Source organism: Streptomyces sp. Y309, assembly GCF_056712025.1.
Genome location: NZ_CM160048.1, coordinates 7,990,921 through 8,012,439, shown reverse-complemented (window position 1 = coordinate 8,012,439; position 21,519 = coordinate 7,990,921). Strand labels below are relative to the sequence as shown.

Below are 21,519 nucleotides of genomic sequence, written 5' to 3'. Positions count from 1 at the left end.
GACGTCGTGGGCCGCCGTACCCGCGGTGCGGGCACGGAGCGTGAGGACACAGAGTTTGTAGACAGTGCACAGACCCTAGCCGCCGCACCACCGGGCCATGGTGTGGCAATACCCACACCTCCCGGCGGTTCTGTTGTGCACTGTCTCCATGGTCAGAGAGACTGGCGTACGCCAGGATCAGCGCCATGGATCTGCTCAACACGCTGGTGGACAAGGGGCTTCGGCGCGAGCTGCCGACCCGTGACGAGGCGCTCGCCGTGCTCGCGACCTCCGACGAGGACCTGCTCGACGTGGTGGCGGCGGCCGGAAAGGTGCGGCGCCACTGGTTCGGACGGCGGGTGAAACTCAACTATCTGGTCAACCTGAAGTCGGGCCTGTGCCCCGAGGACTGCTCGTACTGCTCGCAGCGGCTCGGCGCCGACACCGGCATCCTGAAGTACACCTGGCTGAAGCCGGACGAGGCCTCCAAGGCCGCGGCGGCCGGCCTGGCGGGCGGTGCCAAGCGGGTGTGCCTGGTGGCGAGCGGCCGCGGGCCCACCGACCGGGACGTCGACCGTGTCTCCGACACCATCAAGACGATCAAGGAGCAGAACGAGGGCGTCGAGGTCTGCGCCTGCCTCGGCCTGCTCTCCGACGGCCAGGCGGAGCGGCTGCGCGGCGCGGGCGCGGACGCGTACAACCACAACCTCAATACGTCCGAGGCGACGTACGGCGACATCACCAAGACGCACACGTACGCCGACCGCGTCGACACCGTGCAGAAGGCGCACGCAGCCGGGCTCTCCGCCTGCTCGGGTCTGATCGCGGGCATGGGCGAGACGGACGAGGACCTGGTCGACGTCGTCTTCGCGCTGCGCGACCTGGACACGGACTCCGTGCCGGTGAACTTCCTGATCCCCTTCGAGGGCACCCCGCTCGCCAAGGAGTGGAACCTCACCCCGCAGCGCTGCCTGCGCATTCTCGCCATGGTCCGGTTCGTCCGCCCGGACGCCGAGGTCCGCATCGCGGGCGGCCGCGAGCTGCACCTGCGCACGCTCCAGCCGCTCGCCCTGCACCTCGCCAACTCGATCTTCCTCGGCGACTACCTGACCAGTGAGGGCCAGGCGGGCAAGGCGGACCTGGAGATGATCGCGGACGCCGGGTTCGAGGTGGAGACCACGGAGCAGGTGACGCTGCCGGAGCACCGCAGGGCCGGTGGCTGCGGTTCGGTCTGCGGCTCGGAGGACTCGGAGTGCGGGTCGCAGGAGACAGAGGTGCCCGCGGCCGAGGCTGAGGTGCCGGAGGCGCGCACGGACCTGGTGGCGGTGCGCCGCCGGGGCGCGGGGACGGATCTGGCGCCCAATGCGTAACGGACGAACGGCCCCCCACCTGGACGTACAGGAGATCCTCGACCTCGACCGCGCCCACGTCTGGCACCCTTACGGCCCGATGCCCGGCCGCCACGACCCGCTGGTCGTGGAGTCGGCGAGCGGCGTGCGGCTGCGCGTCGCGGGCGTCGGCGAGCTGGTCGACGGCATGTCGTCGTGGTGGTCGGCCATCCACGGCTACAACCACCCCGTCCTGAACGAGGCGGCGCGCGACCAGCTCGGCCGCATGAGCCACGTCATGTTCGGCGGGCTCACGCACGAGCCCGCCGTCCGCCTGGCGAAGCGACTTGTCGACTTGACGCCGGACGGCCTGGAGCACGTCTTCCTCTCCGACTCCGGCTCGGTGTCCGTCGAGGTCGCCGTGAAGATGTGCCTCCAGCACTGGCGCTCCGTCGGCCGCACCGAGAAGCGGCGGATGCTGACCTGGCGCGGCGGCTACCACGGCGACACCTGGCAGCCGATGGCCGTGTGCGACCCCGACGGCGGCATGCACAGCCTCTGGCAGGGCGTACTCCCCCAGCAGGTGTTCGCGGACCTGCCTCCGGCCGGTTTCGACGCGTACGACGACACGTACGCGCAGCATCTCCACGACGTGATCGAGCGGCATGCCCACGAGCTCGCGGGCGTGATCGTCGAGCCGGTGGTGCAGGGCGCGGGCGGCATGCGCGTCCACTCCCCCCGGTATCTGCGGGTGCTGCGCGAGGCCTGCGATGCGCACGACGTGCTGCTCGTGTTCGACGAGATCGCGACGGGCTTCGGCCGCACCGGCACGCTGTTCGCGGCGGAGCACGCGGGCGTCACGCCCGATGTGATGTGTCTGGGCAAGTCCCTGACCGGCGGTTATCTCACGATGGCCGCGACGCTGTGCACCGCGCGGGTGGCGGCGGGCATCGCGCGCGGCGAGGTGCCGGTGCTCGCGCACGGGCCGACGTTCATGGGCAATCCGCTCGCCGCGGCGGTCGCCAACGCCTCCATCGACCTGCTTGTCGGCCAGGCCTGGCAGACGGAGGTCAAGCGCGTCGAGTCGGGCCTGCGGGCCGCGCTCGCTCCGGCGGCGGAGCTGCCCGGCGTACGTGACGTACGGGTCCTCGGCGCGCTCGGTGTCGTACAGCTTGACCACCAGGTCGACATGGCCGCGGCGACCGGCGCCGCCGTGCGCGAGGGCGTGTGGGTGCGGCCGTTCCGCGACCTCATCTACACGATGCCGCCGTTCATCACGGGCGACGACGACGTGGCGCGGATCGGCCGCGCGGTGTGCGCGGCAGCGGACGCCTGCACGGCCGCGACGGGGGCGGCGCGCGCGGAGGTGTCCGCGTGAGCGTGCTCATGGTGTCCGGTACGGGGACGGAGATCGGCAAGACGGTGACGACGGCGGCCCTCGCCGCGGTGACCGTCGCCGCCGGGCGCAGCGTCGCCGTGCTCAAGCCCGCCCAGACCGGCGTCGGCCCCGGCGAGCCCGGTGACGCCGACGAGGTGGTGCGGCTCGCGGGCGAGCGGGTGACTGCGGTCGAACTCGCCCGCTACCCCGAGCCGTTGGCCCCGGCGACGGCCGCGCGACGGGCCGGGCTGCCCTCGGTGACGCCCGCCGAAGTCGCCGAGGCCGCCACGAAGTTGGCGGCCGCGCACGATCTGGTCCTGGTGGAGGGGGCCGGCGGCCTGCTCGTCCGTTTCGACGAGGAGGGCAGGACGCTCGCGGACGCGGCCCGCCTCCTCGACGCCCCCGTCCTCGTCGTGACCACGGCCGGCCTCGGCACCCTCAACGCGACGACCCTGACCGGCGAGGCCCTGCGCACCCGGGGCCTCACCGCCCGGGGCGTGGTCATCGGCTCCTGGCCCACCACCCCGGACCTGGCCTCGCGCTGCAACCTGTCCGAGCTGGACGAGGCGGCGGGGGCACCGCTGCTGGGGGCGGTGCCGGAGGGGGCGGGGGCATGGGAACCCGGCGAGTTCAGGGCGAGGGCGGGCGAGTGGCTCGCACCAGAACTCGGAGGTAGGTGGGATTTCAGCCCGTCCGGCGTTTGAGGACGAGCGCGAAGCGCGATCGGCGGGGGCCCACGGGGCCTGCGGGCCGGCGTAAAGGGGGGCCTGGGGGCAGGGCCCCCAGTTTCGGGAAGGGGCGGGATTGGGGAAGAACCAGCCATGCCCAAGCCCTCCGCAAGCCCCACCCCCCGAGACCCGGTCCACCACCCCCTCTTCGCCCGCTTCTACGCCCGCCAGAGCGTCGCCGCGGAGCGCGTGATCGCCCCGCACCGCAAGGAGCTCCTCCAGGGGGTCACGGGCCGAGTGATCGAGGTCGGCGCGGGCAACGGGCTGAACTTCGCGCACTACCCGGGCACCGTCGCCGAGGTCGTGGCGATCGAGCCGGAGCGCGTGCTGCGCCGACTCGCCGTGGCGGCGGCGCTGCGCGCGGACGTTCCGGTCGACGTGGTGCCGGGCGCGGCGGAGGCCCTGCCGGTGAAGAGCGAGGCGTTCGACTTCGCGGTCGCGTCGCTGGTGCTGTGCAGCGTGCGGGACGTACGGAGGTCGCTCGCGGAGCTGCGGCGGGTGCTGCGGCCGGGCGGTGAGCTGAGGTTCTTCGAGCACGGCCGGGCCCCGGGCGGCGCGATGGCGACGGTCCAGCGCGCCCTGGACCGCACGGTGTGGCCGCCGCTGTTCGGCGGCTGCCACGTCGGCCGCGACACGGTCGGCGCGCTGCGCGCCGCCGGGTTCGAGCTGGGCCCCTACCGGCAGGTCCTGGTGCCCGCGCGGGGGCCGCGCCTGCCCACGTCGTACTGCGTCCTGGGCTCGGCACGGCGCCCACCGGCGGCCGCGGACGACACGACAGGCGGCCCTGCGGGCGTCCCGTCGGACGACGCGCACCCTTGAGCCGAGCCGCCGCACGTGAGCCGAGCCGCCGCACCTGAGGCGCGCCGCCGCGCTCAGATCGGCTGCGCGAGATTGACCGCGTTGCCGTCCGGGTCCTGGATGTGGGCGACGCGCTGGCCCCAGGGCATGTCGTTGGCCGGGCCGAGCACCGTGCCGCCCAGCGCCTCGACGCGCGGCAGCAGCTCGTCCACGGCGTCGACCGTCACGCTCAGGAGCGAGCGCTGCGGCGTGCCCGGCTCGACGCTCTTGTCGGCGACGATGCCGAGGTCGGACTCCTTGATCCGCAGGTCTACGAAGAAGGTGGGGCCCTCGTCCGGTACCCGGGCCGTCTCCTCGGCGCCGAGGAGCTGCTGGTAGAAGGCGACGAGGCGGTCCAGGTCGGGGGTGATCAGCATGGGCTGGATGGTGGCGGGCATGGTGCCGTCCTCCTTGTGGTCGCGACCGGATACCTGGTGCTGACCGGCGGACGGCCCGCAACTCATCGGCCGCTCGCCGGGCAGTACCCGCGTGGGCCGCAAGGCAGAGCACCGTCGGCCGCCGGGCAGAGCCCTGTCGACCGCAAAGCGGAACCGCGCCGGTCGCCGGACCCGACCGCCACGCTTATCCTCGCCGCATGGTCAACGGAGCGCACGTCATCCTGTACAGCCGTGACGCCGAGGCGGACCGGGCCTTCTTCCGCGACGTCCTCGACTACCCGCACGTGGACGCGGGCGGCGGCTGGCTGATCTTCAAGTTGCCGCCCGCCGAGATCGCCGTCCACCCGACCGTGGGCCCGGAGGCACACGAGTTCTACCTCATGTGCGACGACGTCGAGGCCACCGTGGCCGAGCTCACCGCCAAGGGCATCACGTTCACGCAGCCGGTCACCGACGCCGGGTGGGGGCTGCTGACGCGGTTCCGGCTGCCGGGCGGCGGCGAGATCGGCATGTACGAGCCCCGCCACGAGCGGGCCACGGACCTCTGACCGGAAACGCCGTCGCGCACAGGGCCACAGCCGCCCGTCAGCCGACGCCTGCGTGACCCCTCACAGACTCCACTGCCGCAGCTCACGCGCTATGTCGTGGACGCTCGCCCCGTCCTCCTTGATCAGCCGCGCCAGGTCCCGCACCTGCTCGGGCGAGGTCACCACCTTCACGCCGCTGGCGACGAGATAGGCGTAGGCGACCGACGTGGCGAAGAGCGCGTTCGAGCGTTCGAGGGCGGGCAGGTGCAGCAGGAGCTGGAGCAGGGCGGCAGCGCGGTCGTGCGGGCCTTCGTAGACGGGGACGTCGAAGATCTCCGCCTGGTGGCGGGCGACGGCGGCCACCAGGGCGCCCCAGTCGGTGACTTGAGGGTCTCCCGGCGTCTTGTGCTCGGCGATCATGAGGAGCCAGGCGAGGTCGATTCTGAGGTTCAAGGGTCAGCGACGACCCTCGCGCTCCGCGCCGAACTCCTCGGCGAAGACCGACTCGTACTGCTTCATGAAGTCGGCGGCGGCCTCCACGAAGGTGTGGCCGAGCTCGCCCGCGTCCTGCTTGACGAGTTCTTCGATGTAGCGGTTCACGCTCATGCCGCGGGCCAGGGCGCGTTCACGCGCGGCCCGCGCGGTGTCCTCGTCCACCCGCACGTTCAACTGAGTCTTCGCCATGCCCTCAAGCTAGCGCCGAATCGCTAGCACCGATAGAGGGCCCGGGAGCACCGGCCCGGTGCCCCTTACACGCGTCTAAGGGACCGACCTGCGAGGGATACCAGCCACCTGCCCCGACCCTCTACTCTCTGCTGGCATACGCGAGTCGGGACGGCCACAACCCGGGAGGCGGCCTTGTCCACACCTGCTGCTACGCCGAACACGGAGCACGCCGAACCGCCGGGCATCGCCGCCCGCGCACGCGGGCTGACCAAGGCCTACGGCTCCGGCGAGACGGCCGTGATCGCCCTGGACGCGGTCGACGTGGACATCGCGCGGCGGCGGTTCACGGCCGTGATGGGGCCCTCCGGGTCCGGCAAGTCCACGCTGATGCACACCCTCGCCGGACTCGACTCGGTCTCGGCGGGCCAGGTGTGGCTGGGCGAGACGGAGATCACCGGGCTCAAGGAGCGCGAGCTGACGCAGCTCCGGCGGGACCGGGTGGGCTTCATGTTCCAGTCGTTCAACCTGATCCCGACGCTCGACGCGCGCGAGAACATCACGCTGCCGATGGACATCGCGGGCCGGCGCCCCGACGCCGAGTGGCTGGAACACGTCATCGACACCCTCGGCCTGCGCGACCGGCTCCACCACCGGCCCGCGCAGTTGTCCGGTGGTCAGCAGCAGCGCGTGGCGTGCGCGCGTGCGCTGGCCTCCCGCCCGGAGCTGATCTTCGCCGACGAGCCGACCGGCAACCTCGACTCCCGGTCCGGGCTCGAAGTGCTCGGCTTCCTGCGCGAGGCGGTGGACTCGCTGGACCAGACGGTGGTGATGGTGACGCACGACCCGGGCGCCGCCGCCCACTCCGACCTGGTTCTCTTCCTCGCCGACGGCCGGATCGTGGACGAGATGCCGCGGCCGACGGCGGAGGCCGTGCTGGAGCGGATGAAGCGGTTCGACGTCCTGCACGGGGTGCCTTCGGACGCCCCCGAGGACCCGTCGCACTGGGTACCTTCGGACGCGCCCGACGACCCGTCCCCCCAGGACTGAGGCGGCTCCTGTGCTGAAGGCCACGCTCCGCAGCTTCCTCGCGCACAAGGGCAGGCTCGCCCTGTCCGCGCTCGCCGTGATCCTCTCGGTGGCGTTCGTCGGGGGCAGCCTGATCTTCTCGGACACCGTCACGCGCACCTTCGACCGGCTGTTCGCCTCCACCTCCGCCGACGTCACCGTCGCACCCAAGGACGACCTCGACGAGAGCGTGCCGACCGGGCGCACGCCGACACTCCCCGCGGATGTCGCGGGGCGGGTCGCGAAGGTCGACGGCGTCGCGGCCACGCACGTCGACGCCTCCGTGGAGAACATCACGGTCGTCGACCGCGACAACGACCCGGTCGGCCCCACCACCGGCGCGCCCACCATCGCCGTCAACTGGTACGAAAGCGACCGCAGCCCCGTGGAGCTCACCTCGGGCCGCACCCCGCGCGGTCCGGGCGAGGCCCTGATCGACGCGGACACCGCCGACAAGAAGGACGTGGCGATCGGGGACACGCTCTCGGTCCTCGCCGCGCCGGGCTCGTTCAAGGTGCGGGTCGTCGGCATCGTCACGTTCACGACCACCAACCCCGGTGCCGCGCTCGTCTTCCTGGACACCGCGACCGCGCAGACCAAGCTCCTCGGCGACAAGGACGCGGCGACCTCCATCTCCATCGACGCCGCCCCGGGCGTCGCCGACGCCGACCTCAAGCGGCGCGTCGCCGCCGAACTGGGCACCACCTACGACCTCAAGACCGCCGACGAGCAGGCCGAGTCCGCCGCCTCCGAGCTCGGCGGCTTCCTGGACGTCATCAAGTACGTGATGCTCGGCTTCGCCGGTGTCGCCGTCCTCGTCGGCATCTTCCTGATCGTCAACACCTTCTCGATGCTCATCGCGCAGCGCACCCGCGAGCTGGGCCTGCTGCGCGCGCTCGGCGCCGACCGCCGGCAAGTGCGCCGCTCCGTGCTGATCGAGGCGGTGCTGCTCGGCGTGGTCGGCTCCACCCTCGGCCTCGCGGCCGGGATCGGGCTCGCCGCCGGACTCATCGAGCTGATGGGCCTGTTCGGCATGAACCTGAAGTCGACGGAGATGGTGATCGGCTGGGTGACGCCGGTCGTGTCGTACGTCGTCGGGGTGGGCGTCACGTTCGTCGCCGCGTATCTGCCGGCACGCCGGGCCGCGCAGGTCTCGCCGATGGCCGCGCTCGCGGACGCCGAGATCGCCGGTGTGGGGCGGCCGTTGCGGCTGCGGGCCATCGCCGGTTCGGTCGTGGCGCTGGTCGGCGCGGCCGCGCTCGTCGGGTGCGCGGCCTCCTCCGACACCGCCACGTCGGCCTCGCTGCTCGGGCTCGGCGTCGTCCTCAGCCTCATCGCCACCGTCGTCGCGGGCCCGCTCCTGGTGCGGCCGGTGATCCGGGTGCTCGGCGGCGCCTTCCCTGCCCTGTTCGGCTCCGTGGGCCGGATGAGCCAGCGCAACGCGCTCCGCAACCCACGCCGCACCGGCGCCACGGCGGCCGCGCTCATGGTGGGGCTCGCCCTGGTCGGGGGCCTGTCCGTGGCCAGCGCCTCCATGACGAAGTCGTTCGACGACCAGATCGACAAGACGCTGGGCGCCGACTTCGTCGTACAGAACAACGCGTTCATGCCGTTCCCGCCGGAGGTCACCAAGAAGGTGGAGGCGACCGACGGCGCCGGTCTCGTCGTACGCAGCCGCTTCACGCCCCTGAAGCTGCGGACGCCCGACGGCAGGACCGTGGAGTCGACGGCGGCCGGCTTCGGGAAGCAGCTCGACGAGGTCGTGAAGACCACGTACGCACAGGGGAGTTCGGCGCAGGCACTGGCCCCGGGAAGGCTCGCGATGGACCGGGACTACGCCAAGGACCATGACGTACGCGTCGGTTCGGTGCTGCCCGTGGAGTTCCCCGGCAAGCGCAAGGCGGAACTGACGGTGGCCGCGCTCACCGACAACGACGGCCCGGAGGGGCCCGGCATGCAGGGCGGGCTCTTCATGGGGCTCGGCACGCTGGAGAAGCACGTGCCCGACGGCCAGGACTCCGCCGTGTACGTCAACGCCGCGCCGGGCACGGAGGCCGACGCGCTGCGGGACCGGCTCGACGCCGCGCTCGACCCGTATCCGCAGGTGCAGGTGCGCGACCAGGCGGACTACAAGAAGCTGATCCGCGAGCAGATCGCCGTGATGCTCTACCTCGTGTACGCGCTCCTCGGCCTCGCGATCGTCATCGCCGTCCTCGGCGTCGTCAACACCCTTGCCCTGTCGGTCGTCGAGCGCACGCGCGAGATCGGTCTGCTCCGCGCGATCGGGCTCGCCCGGCGCCAGTTGCGGCGCATGATCCGGCTCGAGTCGGTGGTGATCGCGGTGTTCGGCGCGGTGCTCGGGCTCACGCTCGGCCTGGTGTGGGGGGTGTCGATGCAGCAGGTCCTGGAGCTGCAGGGGCTGAAGGCGTTCGCGGTGCCGTGGTCGACGATCGTGGCGGTCGTGATCGGCTCGGTGGTGGTCGGCATCGTGGCGGCGCTGCTGCCGGCGCTGCGGGCGTCACGCATGAACGTACTGGAGGCGATCGCGCACGAGTGAGGGACCGGCACCCGGGGCAGCCTCCGCGGGCAGACCGGCACCCGGGGCAGCCGTCCGCGGAAGCCGCCGCGGAGGGGGCGGCCGGTCCCGTCAGCCAACCGCTCGACACATGAGGAGAGTTCATGGCCAGGCCGTTCCGGTTCGGTGTCAACATGATGGCCCCCTCGGCGGGAGACGAGTGGCGCAAGAAGTGCCGCAGGGCCGAGCAACTCGGCTACGACGTGATCCTCGTCCCCGACCATCTGGGCATGCCCGCGCCGTTCCCGGCGGTCGTCGCGGCGGCCGAGGCCACGGAGCGGCCGAGGGTCGGCACATTCGTCCTGAACGCCGGATTCTGGAACCCCACGCTGCTCGCACGCGAGGTGGCCACGGCGGACGCGCTCACCGGCGGCCGGCTCGAACTGGGGCTCGGCACCGGGTACGTGAAGTCGGAGTTCGACGCGGCGGGCCTCCCCTGGGGCACGCCCGGCGAGCGCGTGTCCCATCTGAGCCGCACCATCGCGGAGTTGGACCGCCTGTTCGCCTCGCCGGAGCACCAGCCGCAGCCCCTGCAGCGCCCCCGCCCGCCCCTGCTGATCGGCGGCAACGGCGACCGCGTCCTGAAGATCGTCGCCGAGCACGCCGACATCGCGGCGTTCACCGGCGCCCGCGCGGTCCCGGGCGACCCGGACGGCAAGCTGGACGTCCTCACGGCGGAGGGCCTCGACGAGCGCGTCGCCGCGTACCGGCAGTTCGCCGCGGCCCGCGCCGAACCGGCCGAACTGAACCTCCTGATCCAGATGGTGGAGGTGACCGAGGACCGGCGGGCCGCCATCCGGCCCTCCCTCGAACGCGTCCCGCACCTCACCGAGGACGAGGCCCTGGACCTGCCGATCCTGCTCCTTGGCACGGCCCGGCAGATGGCCGAGCAGCTGCGCGCGCAGCGGGAGCGGTACGGCTTCTCGTACCTCACCGTCCTGGAGCCGGGCATGGAGGCGTTCGGCGCCGTCATCGAGGAGCTGCGCGGCGAGTGAGACGCGGCCGCCCCGCCCCGTGACGGCGCTGTCCCACGCCGTGACGGCGCTGTCCGGCCCCGTGACGCCGCTGTCCGGATTCTGGAAATCCGGGCAGCGGAGCGTCACCCGGTGCTGGGATGGCGGCATGATCGAACTGCGCATACGGGCCGCAGGGCCCGACGACCTGGACGCCGTACTCGCCTTCTGGAAGGTGGCCGCCGAGGGCACCAGCATCAGCGACGACCGCTCCGGCGTGGAACGCCTCGTCGCGCGGGACCCCGGGGCCCTGCTGCTCGCCGAGTCCGACGGGGAACTCGTCGGCACGGTGATCGCCGGCTTCGACGGCTGGCGCTGCCACCTCTACCGGCTGGCCGTGCATCCCGACCAGCGGCGCCGAGGCGTGGGCTCGGCCCTGCTCGCCGGGGCCGAGGAGCGCTTCGTGGCGCTCGGCGGGCGCCGGGCGGACGCCATGGTGCTCAACCGCAACGAGCTCGCCCACCACGCCTGGCACGCGGCCGGCTATGCCCCGGAGCCGCAGTGGAGCCGCTGGGTCAAGCCGCTCGCGGACTGAGCCGACGCGACGACGGGCCCGCCCCGTGCACAACCGCGAGCCCGCCCCCTAACCAGAGGGCGCCGCGCTCAGGCAGCGAGAGCACCTCGTAACAGAGAGTTATGTGGAGCGGATGGTTTTGCCGGTCCTTTAACATGGACGGACCACTCGAACCTGACGGAAAGGTGTGAGCGTCCGCCCATGGGCGAGCCTCCTAGTACCCGACATCGCGCATTCACCACGCCCCTGGCCGATCATGGGACGGAGGTGACCCGATGACCGAAGTGCTCCTGCTCCTCGTGGCGGTGCTGCTCTCGCTCGCGTGCGGCGTCTTCGTCGCGGCGGAGTTCTCGCTCACGACCGTCGAGCGCAGTGACCTCGAACGCGCCGTGGAGCGCGGTGAGCGGGGCGCCGCCAGCGCCCTCAAGGCCGTCAAGAACCTCACCTTCCAGCTCTCCGGCGCCCAGCTCGGCATCACCGTGACCGGCCTGGTCGTCGGCATGCTCGCCAAACCGGCGATCGGGGACCTGATCGCGGGCCCGCTGAACGCCGCGGGCATCCCCGACTCGGCGTCCTCGACCGTCGCCCTCATGATCGGCACCGCCCTGTCGACCGTCTTCCTGATGGTCGTCGGCGAGCTGGTGCCGAAGAACTGGGCGATCTCCTCGCCGCTGCCCATCGCCAAGCGCGTGGCGACGCCGCAGCGCGTGTTCAGCGCGGCGTTCCGCCCCTTCATCAGGCACCTGAACAACACCGCGAACCGCGCGGTGCGCCGCATCGGCATGGAGCCCACCGAGGAGCTCGCCTCCGCGCGCGGCCCCAAGGAACTGGTCGCCCTGGCCCGGCACTCCGCGAGGGAGGGCGCCCTGGAGGCCGAGACCGCCGAGCGGTTCATGCGCACCCTGAACCTGGCCGACCTCACCGCGGAGAACGTGATGACACCGCGCGTGCAGGTCGTCTCGCTGGACGTGCAGGCCACCTGCGAGGACGTCGCCAACGTCACCCGCGCGACCGGCCTGTCCCGCTACCCGGTCCACCGCGGCAATCTCGACTCGGTCGTCGGCGTCGTGCACATCAAGGACGTGCTGGCCGTGCCCGCCGAGCGCAGGCCGCGCCAGTCCGTGAGCGAGCTGATGCGCGAGCCGCTGCTGGTACCGGAGTCGCTGACCGTCGACCGGCTCCTGGACCGGCTCTCGGGCAAGCGCACCATGGCCGTCGTCATCGACGAGTACGGCGGCACGGCGGGCGTCGCGACCCTGGAGGACATCGTCGAGGAAGTCGTCGGCGAGGTGCACGACGAGCACGACCCGCACGAGACGCCCGACCTGGCCCCGGCCGGCACCGACGAGGACTGCCGCGCGCTGTACACGGCGGACGGCGCGGCCCGCACCGACCAGCTCGCCCGGGTGGGCCTGCGGGTGCCGGACGGGCCGTACGAGACGCTGGCAGGCCTGGTCGCCACCGAGCTCGGCCGCATTCCGGCCGTCGGCGACAGCGTCGAGGTCACGGGCTGGCGCCTGGACGTCGTGGACGCCACGGGCCGCCGCGCCGCCCGCCTGACACTGCACGCGCCCGCCGCACCGTCCGGTGACGAGGCGGAGGAGAACGACCGATGACCGTCATCCAGTTGCTGATCGGCCTGGCGACGCTCGTCGTCAACGCCTTCTTCGTGGGCGCCGAGTTCGCCCTGATCTCCGTGCGCCGCAGCCAGATCGAGCCGTACGCCGAGGACGGCGACCGCCGTGCCAAGAGCGTGATGTGGGGCCTCAAGCACGTGTCCGCGCTGATGGCGGCGGCACAGCTCGGCATCACCCTGTGCACCCTGGTGCTCGGTGTCGTCGCCGAGCCCGCGATCGCGCATCTCCTGGAGCCGCTGTTCGACGCGGTGGGCGTGCCGCACGGCCTGGTACACCCGATCTCGTTCGTCATCGCCCTGGCCGTGGCGACGTATCTGCACATGCTGCTCGGCGAGATGATCCCGAAGAACATCGCGCTCGCCGAGCCGGTGCGCAGCGCGCTGCTGCTCGGGCCGCCGCTGGTGGCGTGCGCGCGGGCGGTGCGCCCGCTGGTCTTCACGATCAACGCGTTCGCCAACGCGATCCTGAAGCTGCTGCGGGTCGAGACGAAGGACGAGGTCTCGGCGACCTTCTCGGACGCCGAACTGGCCCGCCTGGTCCAGGACTCCGGCAACGCCGGCCTGATCGACGACCGCGCGCAGGAACGCCTGCACGACGCCCTGGAGCTGGGCCGCCGTCCGGTGCGCGACGTGGTGCTGCCGCTGGAACGCGTGGTCTACGCGCGCGTGGGGGTCACGCCCGAGCAGCTGGAGCGGCTTTCGGCCGACACCGGCTTCTCGCGCTTCCCGGTCGTGGACGAGGGGCGCCGCATCGTCGGCTACCTCCATGTGAAGGACGCGCTCGACGTCTCGCCCCGGGACCTGCCGTTCCGGGTGTCGGACATGCGGTCCATCGCGCGAGTGCGGGAGACCACGTCCTTGGACGACGTCCTGACGGCCATGCGGGGCAGCCGTACCCATGTGGCCGCGGTGCTCGGCAGCGACGGCAGACTGGCCGGCATGGTCACCATGGAGGACGTACTGCGGGAGCTGTTCGGCCAGCCTGTGTGAGCAAGCCGCGTGAGGCAACTCGCGTGAGCAACCCGTGTGAGCAAGCCGCGTGAGCGGCCGAGGGGAGGCGTGCCATGAGCCAGCTCGTCCTGCGCGACGTGTCGTACGGCCATCCGGAGCGGCCCGTGCTCGAACGGGTCTCGCTGACGGTGCGGCCGGGCGACAAGGCCTGTGTCATCGGCGAGAACGGCTCGGGCAAGTCGACGCTCCTGAAGCTCATCACGGGTGAGTACGCGCCCGCCGACGGCGAGGTGGCCGTGGTGTCCGACGGCGGCACCGGTTATCTCGCGCAGACGCTCCGGCTGCCGCCGCGGGCCACCGTGCGGGACGCGGTGGACGACGCGCTCGCGGAGCTGCGCGAGCTGGAACGGCGGATCAAGGAGGCGGAGGCGGCGCTCACGGGCGACGCCTCCGCCGCCGAACTGACGGCGTACGGCGACCTGGTGGCCGCGTTCGAGGCCCGCGACGGCTACCGCGCCGACGCGCGCGTGGACGCCGCCCTGCACGGCCTCGGCGTGCCCCACCTGGCACGCGACCGCACCCTGGGCTCGCTGTCCGGCGGTGAGGCGGCCCGGCTCGCGCTCGCCTGCGTCCTCGCGCCGCGGCCCGAGCTGCTGCTCCTGGACGAGCCGACCAACCACCTCGACGACCAGGCGCTCGGCTGGCTGGAGGAGCGGCTGCGCGGCCACCGGGGCACGGTCGTCGCCGTCACGCACGACCGCGTGTTCCTCGACCGGGTCGCCGACACCATCGTCGAGGTCGACGGCGACCGCAGGACCGTCGCGCGCTACGGCGGCGGCTGGCACGGCTACCTGGCGCAGCGGCAGGCCGCGCGGCGCCGCTGGGAGGAGCGGTACCGCGAGTGGCGCGACGAGGTCGAGCGCCAGGAACGCCTCGCCGAGGGCGGCGCCGCCAAGCTGTCCACGGGCTGGCGGATGAGCGAGCGGCCCCGCTTCGCGGGTCACCAGCGGTCCGTGGAGGGCCAGTTGTCGGGTGTCGTGCGCAACGCGCGCGAGCGGCTGCGCAGGCTGTACGCCGAGCCGGTGCCACGCCCGCCGGATCCGCTGCGGTTCGCGGCGGACCTGGAGGGCGGCGACCACGACTTCGTACGCGACGTGGAGCTCGCGGACGTCACGGTGGGCGGGCGCCTGGCCGTGGACCGCCTCGTCCTCGAACCCGGCTCGCGCACGCTCGTGACCGGACCCAACGGGGCGGGCAAGTCCACGCTCCTCGCGGTCCTCGCGGGCGTGCTCACGCCGGACTCCGGCGACGTCCGGCTGCCGCCGCGCATCGGGCACCTGCCGCAGGAGATCTCCCACGAAGACGACGGCAAGCCGCTCCTCCACGCGTTCGCGGCCGGGCGGCCCGGGCTGCCCGAGGAGCACGCGGACGCGCTCCTCGCCCTCGGCCTGTTCCGGGAGGCGGACTTGGCCGTCCCGGTGAGGGACCTCTCCGCCGGCCAGCGCCGCCGGCTCGCCCTGGCCCGCCTCGTGACGACCCCCGCCGACCTCCTGCTTCTCGACGAGCCCACGAACCACCTCTCCCCCGCCCTGGTCGAGGAACTGGATCAGGCCCTCGCGGGCTACGGCGGCACCCTGGTCGTGGTCTCGCACGACCGGCGGCTCAGGGAGCGGTTCGGTGGGCGGCGGGTGCGGATGGCCGGGGGGCGGCTGGGGGCGGAGTAGCCCTGGAAGTACGCTGCGCCGCCCGCGTCAGAGCACGGGTTCGCGCCTCCGGCCGTCCGGGGTTTCGGTGAGCCCCGGGCCGGGTGGGCCGATCTTCGCCGAGCCGAGGGCGGTCAGGACCGCGAGCAGCGCCGCCATCCCGGCCGTACCGAGGGCGGCGGCCCACTCCACGTCGAGGAGGTTCGTCGCCCCGGCGACGAGGACGGCGGCGAGCGCCTGCGCGAAGGTGCGGACCGCGCGCTCGGCGGTGGCTTTCCAGAAGGCAGCGGTCCACATGGCGGACCCCTCTCCGGTAGCGAGGAGCGAGGAGCCCTTCGATGAGTCCTCAACTACCGTTATGTTCGCGCCGGTCGGTGACCGGCGTCGAGATGCGGGCCGGGGTTGGTTCGCCGCCCGCGGACGCGGCCAGGGCGGCCCGCAGCCGGGCGAGGAACGCGCGGGCCGCGGGACCCGCGGGCCCGTCCGTCCGCCAGGCGATGCCGAGCCGCCCGCGCGGGCACGGCTCCTCGAACCCGACCACCCGCAGGCCGTGCGCGGCGGCGGCCGTCGCGCCCGGCGCGGGGAACACGGCCACGCCGAGCCCGCGCGCGGCGAGCTGGACCAGCAACGGCGGCGCGGCCGCCTCGAAGGCGACGCGCGGCGTGAACCCGGCCTGCGTACAGGCCCGTTCGAGCACGGCCCGCAGTCCCGTACCGCGCGGCAGGCAGATGAGGGGGCGGTCGGCGAGGGCCGTCAGGGGGACGGTGCCGAGGAGCGAGCCGTCCCGTCGGCGGCCCTCGCCCGCGTGCGCCGCCCCGGCCAGCTCGGCGAGCGGGTCGTCCGCCGCCACCAGCGCCGCCAGCGGTTCGTCGACCACGATCTGCCAGGTGACGCCCTGCGGCGGGTTGTCCTCGGCGAGACCGGCCAGGGCGATGTCGAGCCGCCCCTCGCGCACGGCCGCCAGCATCCGGTCCGACGTGTCCTCGGTGAGGGCGATCTCGACGTGCGGGTGGTCGTCGTGGAAGTCGGCGAGCACCGACGCCACGTCGTACTCGTGCGTCGCCGCGCCCGACACCAGCCCGATCGTGACCCGCCCGCGCAGCAGCCCGGCGAACTCGTCGGCGGTCTGCCGCATCCCGTCGACGGCGGCGAGCGCGGCGCGCGCGTACGGCAGCACGGCCGCGCCCGCCTCCGTCACAGTCACCGAACGGCCCGAGCGGTCCAGGAGCCGCTGCCCCAACTCCCTTTCCAGCTGCCGGATCTGGGCGCTGACACCGGGCTGCGCCACATGCAGGGCGGCGGCCGCGCGCGTGAAGTTGGCCTCCTCCACGACGGCGAGGAAGTACCGGAGCTGGCGAAGTTCCATAACCCGGGATGCTAGCCACGAGACGTACCGGCTCTTGGACTTATCGCCACGCCGGGACGATCTTTGGAGCATGGCTGACACGGGGAACGACAACGCGGCGCACGCCACCACGGGCATCCGCTCCGCCATCGCGGCCGAACGCCGGGAGCTGGCCGACCTGTTGGACGGTCTCGCGCCCGAGCAGTGGGACGCGCCGTCGCTGTGCGCGGGCTGGCGCGTGCGCGAGGTCGCCGCCCACATGTCGATGGGCTTCCGCCTCTCCCTCCCCCGGGTCCTGTGGGAGCTCGCCACGGCGGGCGGGCGCCTGCACCGCATGACGGACCGCCGCGCCCGCACGGACGCCGAGGCGTTCTCGCCGGAGGTCCTCGCGGGGTTCCTGCGGGACAACGCGGAGCACCCGTGGACCCCGCCGGTCGGCGGCTTCGCGAGCGCGCTCGGCCACGACGTCGTGCACGGCCTCGACATCACCGTGGCGCTCGGGATCCCCCGCCGCGTACCGGAGGACCGCGTCGGGATCCTTCTCGACCACGTCACACCGAAGTCCGCGAAGTTCTTCGGCGCCGACCTCACCGGCCTGGAGCTGCGCGCCGACGACGTCGACTGGTCCTTCGGGTCGGGGACGCCGCTGCGCGGGGCCGCACAGGACCTGCTGCTGGTGGCGTTCGGCCGCGGGCTGCCGACCGGGCGGCTGCGCGGCGAGGGCGCGGAACGTTTCACACGGGCCTGAGGAACCCCGCGGGACGGGCCCGGGCGGGCTCGCGGGCGGCGGGATACCATCGCATCGCCATGCAGATCGATCCCACCCACACGAGCCTCGTCGCGGTCGGCGACTCCTTCACCGAGGGCATGTCCGACCTGCTCCCCGACGGCAGCTACCGAGGCTGGGCCGACGTGCTCGCCGAGCGCCTCGCGGCCCGCACCCCCGGATTCCGGTACGCCAACCTCGCCGTACGCGGCAAGCTCATCGGGCAGATCGCCGAGGAGCAGGCCCCCATGGCGGCCGCGCTCGGCGCCGACGTGATCACCCTCGTCGGCGGCCTCAACGACACGCTGCGGCCCAAGTGCGACATGGGCCGGGTGCGGGGCCTCCTGGAGCAGGCGGTGGAGACGCTCGCCCCGGCGTGCAAGCAGCTCGTCCTGATGCGCAGTCCCGGCCGCCAGGGCCCGGTCCTCGAACGGTTCCGCCCGCGCATGGAGGAGCTTTTCCGGTACGTCGACGACCTCGCGGCACGGCATGGCGCCGTCGTCGTGGATCTGTACGGGGCCGCCGCGCTCGGCGACCAGCGGCTGTGGGACGTCGACCGGCTGCACCTGACGGCGGAGGGGCACCGCCGGGTCGCCGAGGCGGTGTGGCAGACGCTCGGCCACGCGCCCCAGGACGACTGGCGCACGCCGATGCCCGCCTCCGCCCGCCCGGCCTGGGTCGCCCGCCGCGTGAGCGACGTCCGCTTCGCCCGGCAGCACCTGGGCCCGTGGATCGGCCGCCGCCTCACCGGCCGCTCGTCCGGCGACGGCCGCACGGGCGCCCACGTGGACCCGGCGACGGGACGCGCATTCTGGGTGACGCCCGAGGACACGGCGGCCCCGGGCCCCGTACGGACGTGGCGGCGCGTGGAGCCGGACGCGGCCTGAGTGAACCCCGTCACTCGGCGGGCCGGACGTCGGCGTCCGCGATCCACGAACCGTGGATGCCGCTCGGCACCCTCCGCGGCAGCTCGACGACGGCGAGCGGGCCGGTGGTCGGGGCGGAGGCGTCGATGACGAGGAGTTGCGAGGCGTCCTCGGCGATGTCGCTGACGACGGTGAGGAGATAGCCCTCGTCCTCGCCGGTGGCGCCCTCGGCCGGTACGAAGACGGCTTCGCCGGGCATCCGTCCGGGCCCCATGCGGACCAGCTCGTGGGTGCCGGTTGTGTGGTGGTGCTTGACGATCGCGTACTCGTCGAGCTCGGGGCCGGGGAAGGCCACGGCGTAGCTGTAGCGGTGGGGGCGGCCCACCACATCCTCGTTGACGGTGGGGAATTCGGTGACGAGGTCGTCCACCGGCTCCTCGGTCGCGGTGCCGGTGGCGGGGTCGAGGAGCCACCGGTGACCGGTCGCGCCGACCACGGGCTGCGGCGCGTGGCCGGGCGCGCCGACCCAGAACTTCCAGGTCTGCTCCCAGGCACCGCGGTCGTAGCGCGGCCCCGTCAGGACGACGCGGCCGCGCTCGTCCTCGTACGCGTTGGCAACGTGCAGGAGAGCGCCGGGTGCCACCTCGAACCAGCGCACCTTCGCGGGCCCGGTGCGCGGCATGACACCGATGCGCGGACTGTAACGATCGTTCCAGCGGTACGGGATGCCGGAGTACTCCTCGTGGTCGAACACGACGGGGAAGTCCAGCCACACCACGTACCGCTCGGTGATCCCGAAGTCGTGCATCAGGGACGGCCCGGCACCCTCGACGACCTCGCCGCGGACGATGTCGCCCTTGGCGTCGGCCACGTAGTACGTCAGGTACGGCGGTAAGGGCCCGTAGCCGAAGAAGTGCAGCTCGCCCGTGACCGGGTCGGTCTTGGGGTGCGCGGTCATCGCGGTCTTCAGGCGGCCGCCGAAGTCGTGGGCGCCGACGGTCTCGAGGTCGGGCGTCATCTCGTACGGGAGATTGGCCTCCTGGAGGGCGAGGATGCGGCCGGCGTGCTCGACGACGTGCGTGGCGGCGTCGCTGGCGCGGAGGTTCGGTACGCCGTCGGGGCCCAGGTAGGGCACGCCGTCCAGGGCCGGGGTGCGCACCCAGCGGTTGCGGTACCACTCGGCACGGCCGTCGCGCAGCCGGACGCCGTGGATCATGCCGCTGCCCTTGAACCAGTGGGTGGGGGTGATGCCGGGCTTGGGGTTGTGGCCGTTGCGGAAGTAGCGGCCGTTGAGCTCGGGCGGGAGGCTGCCACGCACGGTCAGGCCGTGGGCGGTGGTCTCGTCGGTGACGGGCGTGTAGTGGCCGGTGAGGTAGGGCTTGGCGGTCATGACTGCTGCCTCCTGGTGCGGTCGGTGGGGGTGCCGAGGGCGGCGAGTGAGGCGAGCGTGAATACGATCGTCCCGTGAAAGAGTGGTCGATCACTCACACTTGACCCCGAAGAGAAGGCCGCGCGGGCGCGGCCTTCCGAACGGGGGTGATTTCAGTAGTGCCTGATACCGGCCAGGAGCGTCCTGGTCCACGGCGCGTCCACCTCGAGCGCGCCGATGGAGACGGCGACATTGCACAGGAACCCCCGGGCGAAGAACTCCTGCACGTCGTCGTCCCGCGCACCGGACGCGGACCGCACGTACTCCACCAGCCGGGCGTACATCCCCTGCACCGCCTGCCTGATCTCCGGCTCACCGGCCGCGCAGTTGGCGTGCATCAGGACCTTCAGCAGGTCCTCCCGGTCCGCGATGAGGCGGGCATACTCATCCCCCATCGCGCGCAGCACGTCGACGGGATCCGCGCTGCCCACCTTCGCGACCGACTCGCCGAGCCGCTCCCGGATCAGCCGCGAGACGTCCTCGATCACGGCCACGAACAGCGCCCGCTTGTCCGGGAACAGCCGGTACAGATACGACTGCGAGATCCCGGCGCCCTTGGCGACCTCCGTCGTGGACGTGCCGTAGTACCCCCGGGCCGCGAACACCTCCGCCGCGGTGGCCAGCACCTCGCCTCTGCGCGCGTCCGCCGTGGAGAGCCGGCGCGCCTTCGTCGTTGCCATGTGAGTAATAGACCACTCACACTTGCGGTGCGTCAAGACTCACTCCTGGGTCGCGTCCAGGCCGCCCGTGCGGACGGAATACGCCGCGGGCGCCGGCGGGTTGACGAGACCCAGTTGTTGATCATGAGTCGATCCCGCCCCACAGCGGACCGGCCCGCCCGCGAAGGAGCCACACCGTGAGCACGCCACTTCCCGCCCCGGACGCCGATCCCGACACGCGCCCCGACAGCGACACCGGCGCCCGGTCCAGCAGCGGGTCCGGAGCCAGGACCGGGAGCGAGGCCGGGACCAAGACCGGGGTCGCCCGCAACCGTGCGGACCGCGGCCGCCTCGACGGACGCACCGTCGTCCTCATCGGCGGCGGCTCCGGCATCGGCCTGCGCGTCGCGCACCAGGCGGTCGCGGCCGGGGCCCGGGTGGTGCTCGGCGGGCGGTCCCCGGAGCGGCTGGCCGCGGCGGCCGAGCCGCTGGGGGACGCCGCGACGTGGCACACCGTCGACGTCACCGACCGCCCTTCCCTCGCCTCTTTCTTCGACCGGGTCGAGCGCGTCGACCACCTCCTCACCACCGCCGCGACCTACCAGGTCGGCCCCATGCGGGAGTTGAGCGACGAGGACGCCGAGAGCCCGTTCGTGTCCAAGTTCTGGGGCCAGTACCACGCGGTGCGCCTCGCCGCGCCGAAGCTCTCCGCCGACGGCTCCGTGGTCCTGATGTCCGGCGCCGCGGGCGCGCGGCCTCCCGGCCCGGCCCCCGCCTACGCCGCCTGCAACGCCGCGCTCGAAGGCCTCGCCCGCGGCCTCGCCGTCGAGCTCGCCCCCGTCCGCGTCAACGTCGTCTCCCCCGGCACCGTCGACGGCCACCTCTGGCAGCAGCGCCCCGCACACGTCCGCGAGGCCGCCTTCGCCCAGTACCGCCGCGACACCCTGCTGCACCGTCTTGCCGCCGAGGACGAGATCGCCGACGCGGTCCTCTTCCTCTTCGGCAACGGCTACACGACAGGCTCGACGCTCTACCCCGACGGCGGCTACACCCTGCGCTGACGCCACCACCACCCCGATCCATCGGCGCCGGGCCCGGACCGCGCTCCCCGGGCCCGGCCTTTGTAGCTTCCGACGACCATGGCTGCGGCGCTGGC

The 21,519-nt window shown here is 73.0% G+C and carries 22 protein-coding genes; 15 read left to right on the top strand and 7 right to left on the bottom strand.

Annotation, left to right across the window (positions count from 1 at the left end):
• Positions 1-185 precede the first annotated feature (185 nt).
• The 4 genes from bioB (at position 186) to AC0KTA_RS33455 (ending at position 4,232) form a co-directional block, all read left to right on the top strand.
• Entirely contained in the window at positions 186-1,349 is a 1,164-nt protein-coding gene (bioB, locus tag AC0KTA_RS33470) for a biotin synthase BioB (protein WP_481051932.1), read from the top strand.
• Positions 1,342-2,685, top strand: a complete 1,344-nt coding sequence (locus AC0KTA_RS33465; RefSeq protein ID WP_481051931.1) for an adenosylmethionine--8-amino-7-oxononanoate transaminase — start codon at positions 1,342-1,344, stop codon at positions 2,683-2,685. The genes bioB and AC0KTA_RS33465 overlap by 8 nt, the downstream gene beginning before the upstream one ends.
• Positions 2,682-3,389, top strand: a complete 708-nt coding sequence (gene bioD, locus AC0KTA_RS33460; protein WP_481051930.1) for a dethiobiotin synthase — start codon at positions 2,682-2,684, stop codon at positions 3,387-3,389. The genes AC0KTA_RS33465 and bioD overlap by 4 nt, the downstream gene beginning before the upstream one ends.
• Before the next feature lie 117 nt (positions 3,390-3,506).
• Positions 3,507-4,232, top strand: coding sequence for a class I SAM-dependent methyltransferase (locus AC0KTA_RS33455; RefSeq protein WP_481051929.1), 726 nt, complete (start codon positions 3,507-3,509; stop codon positions 4,230-4,232).
• 53 nt (positions 4,233-4,285) lie between these two features.
• On the opposite strand, the gene AC0KTA_RS33450 is transcribed toward AC0KTA_RS33455, so the two are convergent.
• A complete protein-coding gene (locus tag AC0KTA_RS33450; RefSeq protein WP_481051928.1) occupies positions 4,286-4,648 on the bottom strand; it encodes a VOC family protein in 363 nt (120 codons plus the stop codon).
• Positions 4,649-4,845: 197 nt separating this feature from the next.
• On the opposite strand from AC0KTA_RS33450, the gene AC0KTA_RS33445 reads away from it, so the two are divergent.
• Entirely contained in the window at positions 4,846-5,196 is a 351-nt protein-coding gene (locus AC0KTA_RS33445) for a VOC family protein (RefSeq protein WP_481051927.1), read from the top strand.
• A gap of 60 nt (positions 5,197-5,256) precedes the next feature.
• Here AC0KTA_RS33445 and AC0KTA_RS33440 read toward each other — a convergent pair whose 3' ends face one another.
• Together AC0KTA_RS33440 and AC0KTA_RS33435 are read right to left on the bottom strand one after the other, a co-directional pair.
• Positions 5,257-5,595: a fic family toxin-antitoxin system, toxin component gene (locus AC0KTA_RS33440; protein WP_481056654.1), complete on the bottom strand. Its 339-nt coding sequence runs from the start codon at positions 5,593-5,595 to the stop codon at positions 5,257-5,259.
• A gap of 36 nt (positions 5,596-5,631) precedes the next feature.
• Complete coding sequence (locus tag AC0KTA_RS33435; RefSeq protein WP_016643343.1) at positions 5,632-5,859, bottom strand: hypothetical protein; 228 nt, start codon at positions 5,857-5,859, stop codon at positions 5,632-5,634.
• A gap of 174 nt (positions 5,860-6,033) precedes the next feature.
• Here AC0KTA_RS33435 and AC0KTA_RS33430 point away from each other — a divergent pair, with 174 nt between their 5' ends.
• The 7 genes from AC0KTA_RS33430 (at position 6,034) to abc-f (ending at position 15,319) form a co-directional block, all read left to right on the top strand.
• On the top strand, positions 6,034-6,888 hold the full coding sequence (locus AC0KTA_RS33430; RefSeq protein ID WP_481051926.1) for an ABC transporter ATP-binding protein: 855 nt from the start codon (positions 6,034-6,036) through the stop codon (positions 6,886-6,888).
• A gap of 10 nt (positions 6,889-6,898) precedes the next feature.
• Positions 6,899-9,463: an ABC transporter permease gene (locus tag AC0KTA_RS33425; protein WP_481051925.1), complete on the top strand. Its 2,565-nt coding sequence runs from the start codon at positions 6,899-6,901 to the stop codon at positions 9,461-9,463.
• A 122-nt stretch (positions 9,464-9,585) separates the two neighbouring features.
• Positions 9,586-10,476, top strand: a complete 891-nt coding sequence (locus AC0KTA_RS33420) for a TIGR03621 family F420-dependent LLM class oxidoreductase (RefSeq protein WP_481051924.1) — start codon at positions 9,586-9,588, stop codon at positions 10,474-10,476.
• A gap of 127 nt (positions 10,477-10,603) precedes the next feature.
• Positions 10,604-11,029, top strand: coding sequence for a GNAT family N-acetyltransferase (locus tag AC0KTA_RS33415; RefSeq protein ID WP_481056653.1), 426 nt, complete (start codon positions 10,604-10,606; stop codon positions 11,027-11,029).
• Between the two features lie 254 nt (positions 11,030-11,283).
• A complete protein-coding gene (locus AC0KTA_RS33410; RefSeq protein WP_481051923.1) occupies positions 11,284-12,624 on the top strand; it encodes a hemolysin family protein in 1,341 nt (446 codons plus the stop codon).
• The gene (locus AC0KTA_RS33405) at positions 12,621-13,634 is read left to right on the top strand and encodes a hemolysin family protein (protein ID WP_481051922.1); all 1,014 of its coding nucleotides are present in this window, start codon (positions 12,621-12,623) and stop codon (positions 13,632-13,634) included. The genes AC0KTA_RS33410 and AC0KTA_RS33405 overlap by 4 nt, the downstream gene beginning before the upstream one ends.
• Positions 13,635-13,708: 74 nt before the next feature.
• A complete protein-coding gene (abc-f, locus tag AC0KTA_RS33400) occupies positions 13,709-15,319 on the top strand; it encodes a ribosomal protection-like ABC-F family protein (protein ID WP_481051921.1) in 1,611 nt (536 codons plus the stop codon).
• Positions 15,320-15,346: 27 nt separating this feature from the next.
• Here the strand turns inward: abc-f and AC0KTA_RS33395 are convergent, their stop codons facing one another.
• Entirely contained in the window at positions 15,347-15,595 is a 249-nt protein-coding gene (locus tag AC0KTA_RS33395; RefSeq protein WP_481051920.1) for a holin, read from the bottom strand.
• Between the two features lie 49 nt (positions 15,596-15,644).
• Entirely contained in the window at positions 15,645-16,664 is a 1,020-nt protein-coding gene (locus AC0KTA_RS33390; protein WP_481051919.1) for a LysR family transcriptional regulator, read from the bottom strand.
• A gap of 70 nt (positions 16,665-16,734) precedes the next feature.
• On the opposite strand from AC0KTA_RS33390, the gene AC0KTA_RS33385 reads away from it, so the two are divergent.
• Positions 16,735-17,391: a maleylpyruvate isomerase family mycothiol-dependent enzyme gene (locus AC0KTA_RS33385; RefSeq protein ID WP_481051918.1), complete on the top strand. Its 657-nt coding sequence runs from the start codon at positions 16,735-16,737 to the stop codon at positions 17,389-17,391.
• A gap of 59 nt (positions 17,392-17,450) precedes the next feature.
• Positions 17,451-18,296: an SGNH/GDSL hydrolase family protein gene (locus AC0KTA_RS33380; protein ID WP_481051917.1), complete on the top strand. Its 846-nt coding sequence runs from the start codon at positions 17,451-17,453 to the stop codon at positions 18,294-18,296.
• Between the two features lie 10 nt (positions 18,297-18,306).
• On the opposite strand, the gene AC0KTA_RS33375 is transcribed toward AC0KTA_RS33380, so the two are convergent.
• Positions 18,307-19,665, bottom strand: a complete 1,359-nt coding sequence (locus AC0KTA_RS33375) for a carotenoid oxygenase family protein (RefSeq protein ID WP_481051916.1) — start codon at positions 19,663-19,665, stop codon at positions 18,307-18,309.
• 152 nt (positions 19,666-19,817) lie between these two features.
• The gene (locus AC0KTA_RS33370) at positions 19,818-20,384 is read right to left on the bottom strand and encodes a TetR/AcrR family transcriptional regulator (RefSeq protein WP_481051915.1); all 567 of its coding nucleotides are present in this window, start codon (positions 20,382-20,384) and stop codon (positions 19,818-19,820) included.
• Positions 20,385-20,560: 176 nt separating this feature from the next.
• Here AC0KTA_RS33370 and AC0KTA_RS33365 point away from each other — a divergent pair, with 176 nt between their 5' ends.
• On the top strand, positions 20,561-21,424 hold the full coding sequence (locus AC0KTA_RS33365; RefSeq protein ID WP_481051914.1) for an SDR family oxidoreductase: 864 nt from the start codon (positions 20,561-20,563) through the stop codon (positions 21,422-21,424).
• The last annotated feature ends 95 nt before the right edge of the window (positions 21,425-21,519 follow it).

What these genes read in the sequence shown, in the direction of transcription:
- bioB (WP_481051932.1), top strand. Translation starts at nt 186, where the DNA reads ATGGATCTGCTCAACACGCTGGTGGACAAGGGGCTTCGGCGCGAGCTG.
- AC0KTA_RS33465 (WP_481051931.1), top strand. Translation starts at nt 1,342, where the DNA reads ATGCGTAACGGACGAACGGCCCCCCACCTGGACGTACAGGAGATCCTC.
- AC0KTA_RS33455 (WP_481051929.1), top strand. Translation starts at nt 3,507, where the DNA reads ATGCCCAAGCCCTCCGCAAGCCCCACCCCCCGAGACCCGGTCCACCAC.
- AC0KTA_RS33450 (WP_481051928.1), bottom strand. Translation starts at nt 4,648, where the DNA reads ATGCCCGCCACCATCCAGCCCATGCTGATCACCCCCGACCTGGACCGC.
- AC0KTA_RS33445 (WP_481051927.1), top strand. Translation starts at nt 4,846, where the DNA reads ATGGTCAACGGAGCGCACGTCATCCTGTACAGCCGTGACGCCGAGGCG.
- AC0KTA_RS33440 (WP_481056654.1), bottom strand. Translation starts at nt 5,595, where the DNA reads ATGATCGCCGAGCACAAGACGCCGGGAGACCCTCAAGTCACCGACTGG.
- AC0KTA_RS33435 (WP_016643343.1), bottom strand. Translation starts at nt 5,859, where the DNA reads ATGGCGAAGACTCAGTTGAACGTGCGGGTGGACGAGGACACCGCGCGG.
- AC0KTA_RS33420 (WP_481051924.1), top strand. Translation starts at nt 9,586, where the DNA reads ATGGCCAGGCCGTTCCGGTTCGGTGTCAACATGATGGCCCCCTCGGCG.
- AC0KTA_RS33415 (WP_481056653.1), top strand. Translation starts at nt 10,604, where the DNA reads ATGATCGAACTGCGCATACGGGCCGCAGGGCCCGACGACCTGGACGCC.
- AC0KTA_RS33410 (WP_481051923.1), top strand. Translation starts at nt 11,284, where the DNA reads ATGACCGAAGTGCTCCTGCTCCTCGTGGCGGTGCTGCTCTCGCTCGCG.
- AC0KTA_RS33405 (WP_481051922.1), top strand. Translation starts at nt 12,621, where the DNA reads ATGACCGTCATCCAGTTGCTGATCGGCCTGGCGACGCTCGTCGTCAAC.
- abc-f (WP_481051921.1), top strand. Translation starts at nt 13,709, where the DNA reads ATGAGCCAGCTCGTCCTGCGCGACGTGTCGTACGGCCATCCGGAGCGG.
- AC0KTA_RS33395 (WP_481051920.1), bottom strand. Translation starts at nt 15,595, where the DNA reads ATGTGGACCGCTGCCTTCTGGAAAGCCACCGCCGAGCGCGCGGTCCGC.
- AC0KTA_RS33390 (WP_481051919.1), bottom strand. Translation starts at nt 16,664, where the DNA reads ATGGAACTTCGCCAGCTCCGGTACTTCCTCGCCGTCGTGGAGGAGGCC.
- AC0KTA_RS33385 (WP_481051918.1), top strand. Translation starts at nt 16,735, where the DNA reads ATGGCTGACACGGGGAACGACAACGCGGCGCACGCCACCACGGGCATC.
- AC0KTA_RS33380 (WP_481051917.1), top strand. Translation starts at nt 17,451, where the DNA reads ATGCAGATCGATCCCACCCACACGAGCCTCGTCGCGGTCGGCGACTCC.
- AC0KTA_RS33375 (WP_481051916.1), bottom strand. Translation starts at nt 19,665, where the DNA reads ATGACCGCCAAGCCCTACCTCACCGGCCACTACACGCCCGTCACCGAC.
- AC0KTA_RS33370 (WP_481051915.1), bottom strand. Translation starts at nt 20,384, where the DNA reads ATGGCAACGACGAAGGCGCGCCGGCTCTCCACGGCGGACGCGCGCAGA.